General features: G+C 51.0%; 11 protein-coding genes. 5 read left to right on the forward strand and 6 right to left on the reverse strand.

The genetic code is table 11. From position 1 onward, the window contains the following. Positions 1-10: 10 nt before the first annotated feature. The 5 genes from ccoN to AACH41_RS08760 all read right to left on the reverse strand — a co-directional run bounded on the left by ccoN (position 11) and on the right by AACH41_RS08760 (position 6,475). The gene (ccoN, locus tag AACH41_RS08740; protein ID WP_338654508.1) at positions 11-1,447 is read right to left on the reverse strand and encodes a cytochrome-c oxidase, cbb3-type subunit I; all 1,437 of its coding nucleotides are present in this window, start codon (positions 1,445-1,447) and stop codon (positions 11-13) included. A 141-nt stretch (positions 1,448-1,588) separates the two neighbouring features. Next, positions 1,589-1,726: a cbb3-type cytochrome oxidase assembly protein CcoS gene (ccoS, locus tag AACH41_RS08745; protein ID WP_194747968.1), complete on the reverse strand. Its 138-nt coding sequence runs from the start codon at positions 1,724-1,726 to the stop codon at positions 1,589-1,591. 10 nt (positions 1,727-1,736) lie between these two features. Next, positions 1,737-4,025, reverse strand: coding sequence for a cation-translocating P-type ATPase (locus AACH41_RS08750; protein WP_338654509.1), 2,289 nt, complete (start codon positions 4,023-4,025; stop codon positions 1,737-1,739). Between the two features lie 186 nt (positions 4,026-4,211). Beyond that, positions 4,212-6,263 carry a methionine--tRNA ligase gene (metG, locus tag AACH41_RS08755; RefSeq protein WP_338654510.1) on the reverse strand — a complete coding sequence of 684 codons (2,052 nt, stop codon included), beginning with the start codon at positions 6,261-6,263 and terminating at the stop codon, positions 4,212-4,214. Positions 6,264-6,292: 29 nt separating this feature from the next. Further along, positions 6,293-6,475: a hypothetical protein gene (locus tag AACH41_RS08760; protein ID WP_338654512.1), complete on the reverse strand. Its 183-nt coding sequence runs from the start codon at positions 6,473-6,475 to the stop codon at positions 6,293-6,295. Between the two features lie 51 nt (positions 6,476-6,526). Here AACH41_RS08760 and AACH41_RS08765 point away from each other — a divergent pair, with 51 nt between their 5' ends. The 3 genes from AACH41_RS08765 (at position 6,527) to AACH41_RS08775 (ending at position 11,773) form a co-directional block, all read left to right on the forward strand. After that, positions 6,527-7,018 (forward strand): RNA polymerase sigma factor, encoded by a 492-nt coding sequence (locus AACH41_RS08765; protein WP_194747977.1) that lies wholly within the window; start codon positions 6,527-6,529, stop codon positions 7,016-7,018. Between the two features lie 4 nt (positions 7,019-7,022). Continuing rightward, a complete protein-coding gene (locus AACH41_RS08770; protein WP_338654515.1) occupies positions 7,023-8,006 on the forward strand; it encodes a FecR domain-containing protein in 984 nt (327 codons plus the stop codon). Between the two features lie 101 nt (positions 8,007-8,107). Then, positions 8,108-11,773, forward strand: a complete 3,666-nt coding sequence (locus tag AACH41_RS08775) for a TonB-dependent receptor (protein ID WP_338654518.1) — start codon at positions 8,108-8,110, stop codon at positions 11,771-11,773. Between the two features lie 89 nt (positions 11,774-11,862). Here AACH41_RS08775 and AACH41_RS08780 read toward each other — a convergent pair whose 3' ends face one another. Continuing rightward, on the reverse strand, positions 11,863-12,321 hold the full coding sequence (locus tag AACH41_RS08780; RefSeq protein ID WP_338654521.1) for a fasciclin domain-containing protein: 459 nt from the start codon (positions 12,319-12,321) through the stop codon (positions 11,863-11,865). A gap of 279 nt (positions 12,322-12,600) precedes the next feature. Between AACH41_RS08780 and AACH41_RS08785 the strand changes: the two genes are divergently transcribed. Then, positions 12,601-13,641: a glycosyltransferase family 1 protein gene (locus AACH41_RS08785; protein WP_338654523.1), complete on the forward strand. Its 1,041-nt coding sequence runs from the start codon at positions 12,601-12,603 to the stop codon at positions 13,639-13,641. Between the two features lie 67 nt (positions 13,642-13,708). After that, on the forward strand, positions 13,709-14,797 hold the full coding sequence (gene apbC, locus AACH41_RS08790; RefSeq protein ID WP_275355630.1) for an iron-sulfur cluster carrier protein ApbC: 1,089 nt from the start codon (positions 13,709-13,711) through the stop codon (positions 14,795-14,797). The last annotated feature ends 5 nt before the right edge of the window (positions 14,798-14,802 follow it).

Below are 14,802 nucleotides of genomic sequence, written 5' to 3' on the forward strand. Positions count from 1 at the left end.
AGTGAATTCCTTAAGCGTGAGCAACCACAGCGGGCACTTCTACAGTGACTGCTTTGCCGTTAGTTGCTGTTTTATATGTATTCCACAACATGATGTTCAAACCGCTCATGTACAGGAAACCACCCAATGCACGTGTGAAGTAGTATGGGAACTTGGCTTTCACACTTTCAACGAAGGTGTACGCCAATGTGCCGTCAGCGTTCATGGCACGCCACATCAAGCCTTCCATCACGCCGGAAATCCACAACGCAGCGATATACAACACCACGCCGATGGTTGCCATCCAGAAGTGCACTTCAATCGCTTTCACGCTGTACATTTGTTTTTGACCAAACAAACGTGGAATCAGGAAGTACAGGGAACCGATAGACACGAAACCAACCCAGCCCAGCGCACCCGAGTGCACGTGACCCACGGTCCAGTCAGTGTAGTGAGACAAGGCGTTCACAGTCTTGATCGCCATCATCGGACCTTCAAAGGTACTCATACCGTAGAAAGACAGGGAAACAATCAGGAAGCGCAAGATTGGGTCTGTGCGCAGTTTGTGCCATGCGCCAGACAAGGTCATGATACCGTTGATCATGCCACCCCAGCTTGGTGCAAACAGGATCAGGGACAACACCATACCCAAGGACTGTGTCCAGTCAGGCAAAGCAGTGTAATGCAGATGGTGAGGACCCGCCCACATGTAAGTGAAGATCAGTGCCCAGAAGTGCACGATAGACAAGCTGTAAGAGTAGACAGGACGCTCAGCTTGTTTAGGCACAAAGTAGTACATCATGCCCAGAAAGCCCGCTGTCAGGAAGAAACCCACAGCGTTGTGACCATACCACCACTGCACCATCGCATCTTGTACGCCAGCGTAAGCAGAGTAAGACTTCATGTAGCCTGCTGGAATCGCAGCACTTTCAACGATGTGCAACAAAGCCACCGCCAGAATAAATGCACCGTAGAACCAGTTAGCCACATAGATATGCTTCACTTTACGGATACCGATGGTACCGAAGAAGTTGACCGCGTAAGCAATCCAAACCACTGCAATCAGGATGTCGATTGGCCATTCCAGTTCGCCGTATTCCTTACCTTGGGTATAACCCAGTGGCAGGGAAATCGCAGCGGAAACAATCACCGCTTGCCAGCCCCAGAAAGTAAAACTACTCAATTTGTCGCTGAACAGACGTGTCTGGCAGGTACGTTGCACGACGTAGTAAGAAGTCGCGAACAGCGCACAGCCACCAAACGCAAAAATCACTGCGTTGGTATGCAGTGGTCTCAAGCGGCCAAAAGAGGTAAACGGCAGGCCCAGGTTCAGCTCTGGCCACACCAGCTGGGACGCAATAATCACGCCCATCAGTGTACCCACAACACCCCAAACCACTGCCATGATTGCGAACTGGCGGACTACACTATCGTTGTAGGTCGCAGCCTTCACGGTTGCATTTTGCATGGATTTCTCCCAATGATTAAAACAAACACCCAACACTAAAAAAACTTCTAGTTGTTCACCCTGATATTCTCAGAGATGTCACAAATTTGATTTGACTCACATCAATACTGCTTAAGAATCCCCGTTCCTGCTTGAGAATTCCTAATCCTGCTCGAGAATTCTGGATCCCTCTTCCTCAAGGTCTTCAAATTGCCCGGTTTGAATAGCCCACCACAAGCCACCCAAAATCACAAACACCAGCAACACTGCCAGTGGGATCAGTAAGTATGCAATTTCCATTGAGCGATGCCTAACCTTTCTGCCAGGCCGACTTATCCCAGTCGGTCAATCGCAATGCATTTAACAGTACCAGTAACGAACTGGCCGCCATCCCCAACCCGGCTAACCAGGCAGGCAACAGCCCCATAATCGCCAAAGGCACCCCAGCCGCGTTATACAACGCCGCCCACAACAAATTCTGTTTTACGATGAGGATGGTTTTTTTGCAGTGTGAAATGAGCGAAACCAGCACGCCGATATCATTGCCCAACACTACCATATCGGCCTGTGCCTGCGTCAAAGGGACGCCGGAACCCATTGCAATAGAAGTATGCGCTGCTGCAATGACAGGGCCGTCATTCAAACCATCACCTACCATCAACACTTTCCGCCCCTGTTGTTGCAGCTGCTTGACATGCTGCAGCTTATCTTCTGCTTTTTGTAACCCTGCTGCTCGCTGGATACCCAGTTGTGATGCAAGGTTTTTAACGGCCGCTATTCTATCACCAGATAACAGTTGAATATCAAGCCCGGATGCAATTAATTGTGAAACAGCCGCCTTGGCGTGTGGCTTCACTTGCTCAGACAACGCTAATGTCGCCAACATTTGGCCATTGCTAGCCAGATAGACCACTCGCAACGCCTCGTGTTCCGGCTTGACCGTGATCCCGCAAAATTCAGCATTGCCCAATTTTAATGGCATGGAATCACCAGACTGTGTGATCAAGGTCGCAGACATGCCACCCCCCACAATTTCTTGCCAGTCCTGCATCTCCAGCTGGTCACTCGCGTCTTGCCGGGTGGCAAATACATGCAAGGCCTGCGCCACCGGATGCAGGGAATCACGGCTCATGCTGGCAATCACATCCAGCAACCACTGATGGTCTTGTCCGGCGGCCATTTCGACCGCGCTGACCTCTTGCAAGCTCTCGGTCAGGGTTCCGGTTTTATCAAATACAATGGTATCAATTTCGCTGAGGGCCTGAATCGCCTGCAGACGGCGGATCAGCACACCGCCTTTGGCAAACGTGCCCGCACTGGCCAGCATGGCCGCAGGCGTTGCCAGCGACAAGGCACAAGGGCAAGTCACCACCAGCACCGCCACCGCCGACATAATCGCTTTGGCCGGATCGGTGGTCCACCAGAAAACCAAGGCATACAGCGCGGCCAGCAGCACACCCCACAAGAACGGTTGCGCCACTTTATCAGCCAGCAAGGCGATGCCAGGTTTCTCGGTTGAAGCAGAGGCCATCAGGTTCACCAGCGCATGATACTGCGTACCCTCACCCACTTGCTCCACCTGCATTTCAATCGCCGAAGTCAGGTTACCCGAACCGGCAATCACAGTCGCACCGGCAGGTTTCAATACCGGGTCTGACTCGCCTGTCAGCATGGATTCATCGGCACTGGTATTGCCTACCAGCACCTTGCCGTCCGCGGCAAACACTTCACCAGGGCGTACATATAAGACATCGCCCACATTGATGTTGCTGGCGGCGATTTGCACCCATTCGCCCGTTTCATTCTTTTTGAGCACCGCATGTGGCAAGCGACGCATCATGTTTTCCAGCGCGCCTGCCGTGCGGTTGCGCAGCTTCACATCCAGCCAGCGGCCGACCAGCAAAAAGCTGACAAACATGGTCAGCGAATCGTAATAGACCACATCGCCCCACCAGCCACCCGGTACAAACGTGGCCAGCGTACTCATGATAAAGGCAGCCAGTATGCCCAGTGACACCGGCACATCCATGCCTAACTGGCGTTGTTTGAGACTGTTCCAGGCCTGGGAGAGAAACGGCGTCGCAGAAAACAGCATCACGGGCAGTGTCAGCACCCATGATGCCCACTTCATCAACTGCACCATGTCAGGCGCCATGTCATTACTGCCTGTCCAATAAGTGGGATAGGCATACATCATGACCTGCATCATGCAGAAGACGGCGACCACCAGGCGCCACAGCATCTTGCGCTGCTGCACGGTTCTGTCGCTGATGGCGTTGTATTCGTTAAGCGGAAGCGCTGGGTAGCCAATCTCGTTAAGACCGGCAAACCATTGCGAGGGGGAAGTTTGATGCGCATCCCATACCACACGGACGCGCTTGGAAGCGGCACTGGCATGCACAGCCAGCACACCACGCATTTGTTTCAATGTCTGCTCAATGCGGCCGCTGCAGGCGGCACAATGCATGCTATCAACCCAGACATGCGAGGTCCACACCTCGTTGGCAGAAGCATCACGCTGACTAAACCGCTCCCACTCGGACTGGACATCCAGCCCCTGCCAGGGATTTGCACTGCTCACTGCTAAAGGGGTTGCCATTGGGTGATGGAGCATCCGTGAAACAATCTATAACTTTATATTATATGATTGAATATAATATAAATCAATGTGTTAGCGAACTTTTCAAGCCATCATTAAAGCAGCAAACGATCTTCTCTTTGTTGATTTGGCGCAAACATCGCGTCCATGACAGCCCAAGAAAACCGCCTGATGCGCATGCAACCATTATTTCACACGCATCCCTGCTTGCGCACCACTGTCAGGTGAGAGGATATAAGGTCCGCCCCGCTCATCACTGGCGGCCAGCACCATGCCCTCACTCATGCCAAACTTCATTTTGCGTGGCGCCAGGTTAGCCACCATCACAGTCAGCCGCCCCACCAGCGTCGCCGGGTCATAAGCGGACTTGATACCGGCAAACACCTGACGCGGCTTCTCTTCGCCAATATCGAGTTGCAGCTTGAGTAACTTCTCTGCACCCTCTACGTGCTCGGCGCTGACAATTTTGGCAATCCGTAAATCCACCTTGCCAAAGTCATCAATCGAGATATACGCACCCTCTTCTGCCGCCTTGGCTTCGGCTTTCGCTTCTACCTTTACTTCAGCCTTGGCTGGCGCTGCCGCTTGCAGGCTCTCTTTATTGGCTTCCACCATGGCTTCGATTTGCTTGGCCTCCAAACGCGTCACCATATGACTATAAGCCTGGATCGTTTGCGCAGCCAGGCCTTGGTTCACATGTGACCACTGCAAGGCTGGCACGTTCAAGAAAGCCTCCACCGCACTGGCGATATTTGGTAACACTGGCTTCAGATAAATGGTCAACAGACGGAACATTTCCAGCGCATTACTGCAAATGGTATGCAGCTCAGCCGCCTTGCTTTCGTCTTTAGCCACCACCCACGGCGCCGCTTCGGCGACATAGCCATTCGCGGCATCGGTCAGCTTCATGATTTCACGCAAAGCACGCGCAAAATCACGCGCGGCATAGGCTTCGGCAATCACAGGCGCGGCTGCGCGCATCTCGTCAATCACGGCGTGCTGCGCTTTACTCACTTGGTGATCGAATTTTTTGGCAACAAAGCCGGCTGTGCGGCTGGCGATATTGATATATTTACCCACCAGATCACTATTCACCCGGGCAACAAAATCTTCCAGGTTGAGATCGATATCTTCCATACTGCCATTCAGTTTAGCGGCATAGTAGTAGCGCAAGTATTCAGGATTTTTGACATGTTCCAAGTAGCTACGCGCCGTGATAAACGTGCCGCGCGACTTGGACATTTTTTCGCCATTCACTGTCAAAAAGCCATGCGCAAACACCTGCGTAGGCGTGCGGTGACCGGAATATTCCAGCGTGGCTGGCCAGAACAAGGCATGAAAATACAGAATATCCTTGCCGATAAAGTGATACAGCTCGGTCGAAGAATCCTTTTTCCAGTACTCATCAAAGTCCAAACCAGCTTTGGCACACAGATTTTTGAAGCTGGCCATGTAGCCAATTGGCGCATCTAGCCAGACATAAAAATACTTGCCTGGCGCATCCGGGATTTCAAAGCCAAAATAAGGCGCATCGCGCGAAATATCCCAGTCAGAGAGTTTGTTCTCGCCCGCTTCGCCCACCCACTCGCTCATCTTGTTAGCCGCTTCGGCCTGCAAAGTGCCAGATCGTGTCCAGTCACGCAAAAAGTCTGCACATTCACTGAGTTTGAAGAAGTAGTGTTCGGTCTCTTTACGTACTGGCGTCGCACCAGAAACGGCAGAATAGGGATTCAGCAAATCGGTCGGGCTGTAGGTCGCACCGCACACTTCACAGTTATCGCCATACTGGTCTTTGGCGTGGCACTTGGGGCACTCGCCTTTGATAAAGCGATCCGGCAAAAACATGCTTTTCACCGGGTCAAAATATTGCTCTATGGTTTTGCTGGCGATTTTACCGTTGGCCTTGAGCGCCTTGTAAATGCCAGAGGCCAGTTCGCGGTTTTCTTGCGAGTTGGTGGAATAGTAGTTATCAAACTGCACCAAAAATTCGGCAAAGTCACTGCTGTGCTCAGCGTGGACTTTCTCAATCAACGCCTCAGGGGTAATGCCCTCTTTTTCAGCACGCAACATAATCGGCGTGCCATGCGTATCATCCGCGCAAACATAATGCACGGTATGCCCCTGCATCTTGTGAAAACGCACCCAGATATCGGTTTGAATGTATTCAACCAAATGGCCCAGATGGATACTGCCATTGGCATAAGGCAAGGCGGAGGTCACCAGAAGTTTGCGTGTCATGTCAGCCAGATCAAAATAAAACGACTATTTTAGCAAACCATGCGGCATTTCAGCGATGCCAGCGGCAGATAATGTTTGTGAGCAAACCGGCCACCATTCCCTGGCTCATTTAAACCAATATGGTTGATATCAACCATATACTCACAACCAAAGTCACAGCTTGAATTTATAAAAATCATGATAAACAACAAGTTAGCCCATGCTGGCTGCACGGTACAATCCTTGCCTGATGCCAAACAAGTTCACCTTACTGGCAAATTCGCATGTTATGGCATGGCATTAATCTTCATTGGGCATATAGCACGTTGCTACCCGGCATCCGCCGTAAAACGCAATGCCAGCATCATGCCAAGGATATTTTGCATGATGGCTTTCTGCGCTTTGCCCTGACCACCAGCCCCAACCGCGGGCAAGAACCGCATGCCTATTTGCGCACCATCGTACAAAATCTGCTGCTTGAGCATTACCGTAAAGAACGTTATTTTGCCGAGTATCAGCAGCAGGCAGACTTGGAAGAACCCGTCACGATTTCCGTCGAACACTTGGCAGACATCAAACAACGGCTGGAACTGGTCACCCAAATCATTCAGGATTTACCCCCCAAATGCCGCCAGGTGTTTGTCATGTACCGCATTGAAGGCCATGCGCAAAAAGACATTGCAACGCAACTCAACATTAGCCTCAACATGGTCGAACGCCACCTGATCCGCGCCTTGCTTGACCTGCGTGCGGCGCGCGAGCAGTTTCTCAAATAAGCGCATGTCGGCCCATCAAAAAATCGCTGAGACAGCTGCCCGCTGGTTTATCCGCATGCAAGAAGCGGCACCAGACGCGCCGGAACGCAGCCAGTTTGAAGCCTGGCTCATGCAAAGCCCATTGCATCAACAAGAATACCGTAGCATCAGCGAAGCCTGGCAAGGCATAGACTCGGTCACCGAGCTGCAATCTCTGGCGCAGGCCAAACAGGCTGATGCTTTCTTCAAACAGAGCGAGCGCAAAAAATCGCGGCAGAAACTGGCAGGCACGGTGGCCAGCGTGATCGCGGCGCTGTGCATAGGCTGGGCTGGCTTGCACCAATATCAGGTTTGGCAAAGCGCGCCCACGCTACAACTCGCCGCGCAAACCACCACCGCTCAACTCAGCACACAAACGCTGGACGACGGCAGCCGTGTCACACTCAATGCCAACTCGCGTATTGAGATCAAGTACTACCGCAACCAGCGTCACATTGACCTGCTGCAAGGTGAAGCCGTGTTTGAAGTGCAACCAGACCGCGACCGCCCGTTTGTAGTAGAAACCCAGCGCCTGAAAGTCACCGTGCTGGGCACACGCTTTGCCGTCAACAAACTCAAACAGCTTGAACGTGTCAGCGTCGATCACGGCAAGGTACAAGTGCTCAACAAGCAAGATCAGCAAGGCCTCATCCTGCAAAATAACCAGGTCGCTGAAATCAACCAGCACGGCCTGCAAGCTCGCCCACAAGTGAGTGCCAAGGACTACTTCCGCTTTATTAGCGGCACCTTGGTATTTAATCAGGCATCGCTGTCAGAAATCGCCGAAACACTCTCCCGCTACCAGCCCCAACCCGTCACCAGCGATGAGCACTCCAGCGAAAAAATCAGCGCCGTGGTCGCCATTAAAGACAGCAACAGCTTTATCGCCACCCTGCCCCGCATCGCCAATGTGCGCGTGCACCGCAGCCCAGAAGGCATTCAACTAGAAACCTATACGCAAGCCAAATAAACTTGGCTCACATCATTACATTTTTTTGCAATCGAGATATCAGGGTTTTGACGCCCCGTGCATTAAGGCAATAACAAGCCAAAAAGTAACGGGGAAGTCAGATGCACACACCAAAAAAATTGATTCTGGGCGCAGCCATCGCCGCCTGCTTTAGCAGCCAGCCGATCTGGCTCAACCCTTTATGGGCGGCAGAGCTTAATACCAAGTTGCCGCAGTCAGAAGAAGACGTTCTACTCTCGCAAAAAATCACCATCTACCTGCCAGCCCAACCACTGGCAGCCTCACTTAAAGCACTGAGCGCCAAAATAGGTTTAAACATCACCTACAACGATAAACTGGTGGCAGATAAACAAGCCCCCGCGTTGAGTGGCACCATGCGTAGCAAGGAGGCGTTGCAAAAACTACTGGCAAATACCGGGCTTGAAGCGAAGTTAAATGACAACACGCTGTATATACAGCGCGTCACAAAACTAGAAGCGCAAGACCTTCAACTCGAAAAAATCGAGACCATTGCCAAGCGTCGTTACGATGTGGGTCCTTTGCGCGGTCTAGCAGTGACCAAAGAAGAGATCCCTGGCAACGTACAAAGCATCAGCGCCAAAGAGATCAAAGAGTCTAAAGCCGTCAGCCTGACTGACCTCATGAACAGCAAGTTGCAATCAGTCAATATTAACGACTACCAAAGCAACCCATTCCAGATGGACGTCACTTATCGGGGCTTCACTGCCAGTCCTCAGCTAGGCACCTCACAAGGCTTAAGCGTTTTTCTGGACGGCATCCGCGTGAACGAACCGTTTGGGGATGTGGTGAACTGGGACATGATCCCCATGAACGCGCTCAACAGCCTGGACGTCTTCCCAGGCTCGAATCCCTTATTCGGCCTAGGCACCCTCGGTGGCGCCATCAGTATGAAAACCAAAAGCGGTTTTGACAGCAACGAAGGCACCGTGGAATACCTGGGAGGCTCTTTCAAGCGTAACCAGTTTCAAGGGTCTGTGAGCGGCAATAACGGTGTGGTGGCTGGCTTTGCCGCGGCCAATATCTTCAGAGAAGACGGCTGGCGTGTGAATTCACCCAGTGAGGTGAATCAGATATTTGCTAAAGGCGAGTGGCGCAATGACAAACTGCAACTGGGCTTAAGCATGCTCTATGCAGGTAACAAGCTGGTTGGTAACGGTTTGCTGCCGACTGAAATGGCCAAACAAGATAACAGCCAGATTTTCACCAGCCCGGACCAAACCAAAAACCATTTACTGCAATTTCAGCTGAATGGCATCTGGGATGTCAGTGAAACCTTTAACATCACCGGGCAAGTTTACAAACGCAAGAGTAGGCGTAACTCCAGTACAGGCGATATTAATCAGAACTTTAGTGGCGGCGCAACCAGACGGCCATTGCCAGGTGAGCAACTGGTCAACAGTTTTGCTGATCTTGATCGTGATGGTTTACCTGATCCAGATCTCACACAAACCTTTATTTACAACGTTGCACTTGATGCAAGTGGCAACCCCATTACTGATATAAATGGAAACTTAGTTATCGGTACGAATGCAAATGTTGCCGCTGATCCAAATCAGGGAACCCAAAATGTATTAGATAAGGATGGCAATATCGTAGGGACGATGCCATTGTGGGGAGGGCAGTATGACTCTAATAGCACTGGCCCTAGTGAGGCGTGGAAAGAAAAAGCACGGCAACTATGGGCACTTAGAAATTACAATACTCAAAGTGAGATATTGAATCCAAAATTATTCTCTCAGAATTATGGTGAAGCTACAGTAAGAGAAAAGTTTAATGCAACAAATGGTGTCATTGATGCTTATTATTTTGATGCTAATGGCTTTGCAAACATACTTGCATACAATCCAATCTATACCCCTGCATTAGATTCTCAAGGAAACAATATCGTAGAGCAATTCCCCAGTAGCACACCGGGGCTCGGCTCTCCTACTGGAATTTTAGTGCGAGATCCTGTCACAGGAATCGTTGTTCAGCGTAATGGTGCTGATTGCGATGCAAGTGCATCACCCACTGGAGTTCGTGGTCAGTGCTCTGGGTATATTGAAGGTACACCTACCGCATTAATTACCGAAACTGATATTGACCAAGTAACTGATGGCGCGGCTATGCAGTTCAATTGGAACCTGGAAAAGCACAAATTCATGGTAGGTGCCTCCGTGGATGCTTCAGATGCCAGTTACACCAGTGGACAATATCTGGGGTTGTTAACTAACCAACGTAAAGCCTACCTAGACCCTGCCAATGTTGGCTATGAGTTTGCTGCCGCCAGCCAAAAGTTGGGGTTAAATGACTTTGCAGGCAATAGCATCACCAAAAGCCTGCTGTTTAGTGAAACTTGGACGCCCACCAAAGAATGGGCATTTACTGCTGCTGGTCGCTATAACATCACCCATATTAAAAATGAATTGGCGGTTAATAATTATTTGGGTCTGAATGGACCGACGGCATTCAAAAATTTTATTGAAACTCAACAATTATGTTATGACAACAATAACGATGGAACGGTTACAGCAGACGAATGTCCTTCGGTCACAATTATCCCATTTTCTATCGACTTGGCTAACGGCCTGGGGGCTATCGGGCCAGGCGAAACAGAAAAATTTACCTATCGTTCATTCAACCCAAGCCTGGGTGCGACCTGGCAGCCTACAGAAACTCTGAATCTATATGCTAATTTGAATCGTGGTGCACGTACGCCAAGTGTTATTGAGTTAGGTTGCGCCTTCGATGATACCCCGGTTCAAGTTGGGCAGCAGCAGGATGGCACCCCTGTCTATGCGCCTCGGAGCTTGCAACAACGGCGCTTTTGTAGCCTGCCCAGCACTCTCTCAGGGGATCCGTATTTAAAACAAGTGCGTTCGGAAACACTGGAGTTTGGTGGGCGCGGCTATCTCACCCCACAAGTGCAGTGGAACGCAACTATTTACCAGACGGACCTGACGGATGACATCTACTTTGTTTCTTTTACGCCTGAGCGTAGCTTTTTTCAGAACATCGGCAATACCCGCCGCAGAGGCTTAGAAATGGGGTTGCAAGGCAAGGTAGGTAAGTGGGGCTTTAGAACCAGCTACTCCCTCACAGACGCCACCTTTCAGGATTCTTTTAGTGTGGCCAGCCCGAATAACAGCAGTGCCGGTAATGTATTTCAACCTGAAGGAACTGTTTATAAAGCAACAGGCTATCAACAAATTCGCGTGCATCCTGGTGACCGTATGCCAGGCGTGCCGCTACATAACTTTAATTTCACTTTGAGCTATGAACTGACACCAGACTGGATGGTGGCTTTAACCGGGGTGATGCATTCCGAGAGCTTTGTACGCGGCAATGAAAATAACAAGCACCAAGCAGGTGCTGCTAACGTCACTTATAACTGTGGACAAACAGGAAGCTCCATCAAGGACGGTGACATTATGTATGCCGATGCCGGATGTGCAGTATTTGCGACCAAGCCGAATTTTCGTTATCCAGGCAAGGTGCCCGGTTATGCGGTGTTCAACTTTAGAACCAGCTACAAACTCACCAAAAACCTCACGGCGGGGCTGCTGGTTAACAACCTATTTGATCGTGAGTATTACAGCGCGGGGCGCCTGGGTACAAATCCATTCTCCCCTTCTGTGTATGGTGCCATTGGCCCAGGCGGATTCAACTACAACAGCAATGACTGGTTAGCGACAACCTTTCTTGCACCAGGGGCGCCGAGGTCTGCATTCTTTACGCTGACTTATGATTTTGATGCAGGTAAGTAAGCATTTCACTAGGCGAGACTTTCTCCCAGATTAGCAAAAGCCTTGCGTAAGCAAGGCTTTTTCTTAAATAGCTAATCGATACGATCCATTTAGCCTTTTGGAATCAGCACCGCACTCATGGTATGGATCACTCCGTTATCAGCATTGATTTCATCACCAATCACTTTGACATTGTCCACTTTTACGCCATCAGTCACAGTGAGTTTCAAGTCAGCGCCCTCTAGCGATTTAACCTTGCCAGCACTCACGTCTGCCGAGGTAATTTTGCCTGGATAGATATGGTAGCTGAGCACTTTTTTGAGCTCGGCTGGGTTAGCCATCAAGGCTTTGAGCTTGGCTTTGGGCAATTTGGCAAAGGCGGCATCGTTAGGGGCAAACAGGGTAATCGGGCCTTTATCGTTGAGGGTGCTTTCCAGGCCGGCAGTTTTAACTGCTTGTAAAAAGGTTTTGAAGTTGCCTTCCTGATCCGCGGTTTGCAGCAGGGTATCTGCATTGGCGTGATGGGTATAGCTGATGGCTAACAAGGTGAGTGCAAGTAGTTTGTTCATGCGTGTTCTCCAGAATTATTGTTTAACTGAAACTAAAGCGTGTATTACCGAGACTTTTAGCGGCTTGCGTGCTGCTGTCGTCGATGTGCTTACCTTAGCAAGCCAGCCTTACGCTTAACTTACCGGGGCATGGTCAAAACTTACAGCGAGCTGAACACCCGTGAAGCATGTGCGCAGGGATGATCAGTTGGGCAATGGTTATCGCAGCTTTAAAGCGAGATGTTCATAAACTCGTCATGCTGGCTTGGCAAGATCATGGCACCTTGTTGCGGAGCTTGCATGATGACGATGTTGATTGTGACGGACACTTTTCAGCAAACCAATGGTGTCTCTACGACCTACAAAAACCTGCGGCGGGTGGCCAAATCACGCAACTTGCGTTTTCGTGTTTTGCACCCTAGCCTGTATCGCTGGATACCGTTGCCGTTTTATCCTGAAATCCAGCTCAATATCCAACCCTTGCGCCTGTGGCGCACACTCAACCGCATCCAGCCTAAACAATTGCATATTGCCACCGAGGGCGTCATGGGCCTGGTGGCGCGCCACTGGTGCAAATCGCGCGGGATTGCGTTTACGACCTCCTATCACACGCGCTTTCCTGAATATCTCGAATTAATGTGGTGGATCCCCGCACGCTGGACTTATGCTTATTTACGCTGGTTTCACCAAGGTGCACATGCCACCTTTGTCACCACCGAAAGTATGCGCCAGACCTTGCAGACGCATGGATTCAAGCACTTGGTGATTTGGTCGCGGGGCGTCTCAGAACAGTTATTGAGCGTTGCGCAGCCGCCAGTGGCCGGACAAAAATTGCGCGTCTTGAATGTCGGCAGGGTGAGCCGTGAAAAAAACCTGGATGCGCTATGTGAGCATCAGGATACGTTTGACATCACCATCGCTGGCGATGGCCCTTATTTAAGCCAGCTTAAGCAAAAATACCCGCGCGTCAATTTTGTTGGCTATCAATATGGCAAGGCACTGGCGGCGTTATATGCGCAGCATGATGTGTTTGCTTTCCCCTCCCGCACCGATACGTTTGGCATTGTGATGATAGAGGCGATGTGTAACGGCCTGCCCGTGGCAGCATTTGATGTGACGGGGCCCAGAGATGTGATCAAACATGGTTTTTCAGGCATGTTGACCGAGGATCTTGCGCAAGCTATTGCGCAGTGTTCATTGCTGGACAAGGAGGCGATACGCGAGCAGGCCCGCAGCCAGTGGAGCTGGGCGCATTGCTTTGAGACGTTTCAAAAGCACTATCCTGACCATAGCCCCTGTGTACGCTCACAGCCAGCTACGACTAACGCAGAGATTGCATGACGAATCAGGGGGGATGGAGTAGAATTCCTGATTTAATTAGTCAGGCATTTCTGCGGGAATTCAAGGCATGGCCATCAGCGATATTGTGATTCAAAGCACGCTCAAACTGAGCATAGACCCCAATACTGGCAAGGACTTTGTCAGCAGCAAATCAATCAAAAATATACAAGTCAATGGCAATGATGTCAGCCTGGATGTGGTGCTAGGCTACCCTGCAGCGACACAACTGGACCTGATACGTGCACAAATTACCGAGGCATTAAAAAGCATTGCCGACATTGGCAAAATCACCGTCAATGTTGGCAGCCGCATTGTGGCGCATAGCGTGCAACGCGGCGTCAACTTGCTGCCTAACGTAAAAAACGTGATTGCCGTGGCGTCTGGTAAAGGCGGCGTGGGCAAATCCACCACGTCAGTCAATCTGGCACTGGCCTTGGCTGCTGAAGGCGCCACCGTCGGCTTGCTCGATGCGGATATTTACGGGCCTAGCCAGCCACAGATGCTAGGCATTTCCGGCCGACCGGATAGCGCCGATGGCAAGAGCATAGAACCGATGCGTGCGCATGGCATCCAGGCCATGAGCATCGGCTTTCTGGTCGATACCGACACGCCCATGGTGTGGCGCGGTCCGATGGTGACCGGCGCTCTGGAGCAATTGCTGCGCGATACACGTTGGCAGGATCTGGATTATTTGGTGATTGACCTGCCTCCTGGCACCGGCGACATCCAGCTGACTCTGGCACAAAAAATTCCGGTCACCGGCGCGATTATCGTCACCACCCCGCAAGACATCGCCTTGCTCGACGCGCGCAAGGGCCTGAAAATGTTCGAAAAAGTCGGCATCCCGATTTTAGGCATTGTTGAAAACATGAGTACGCATATCTGCTCCAACTGCGGCCATGAAGAGCATATTTTTGGCGCAGGCGGCGGCGCCTTGATGGCTAAAGACTATAACGTGGAGTTGCTCGGCAGTTTGCCGCTGGATATCAATATCCGCATGCAAGCAGACGGCGGCCAGCCTACCGTAGTCGCCATGCCGGATGGCGCCATTGCAAAAACGTATAAAGAAATTGCACGCAAAGCAGCAAGCAAAATCGCCATTGCCAGCCTGGACCATAGCGCCAAGTTCCCCAACATCGTCATTCAAAATACATAATCAAT

It is taken from the genome of Methylophilus sp. DW102, assembly GCF_037076555.1.
Classification (GTDB): domain Bacteria; phylum Pseudomonadota; class Gammaproteobacteria; order Burkholderiales; family Methylophilaceae; genus Methylophilus; species Methylophilus glucosoxydans.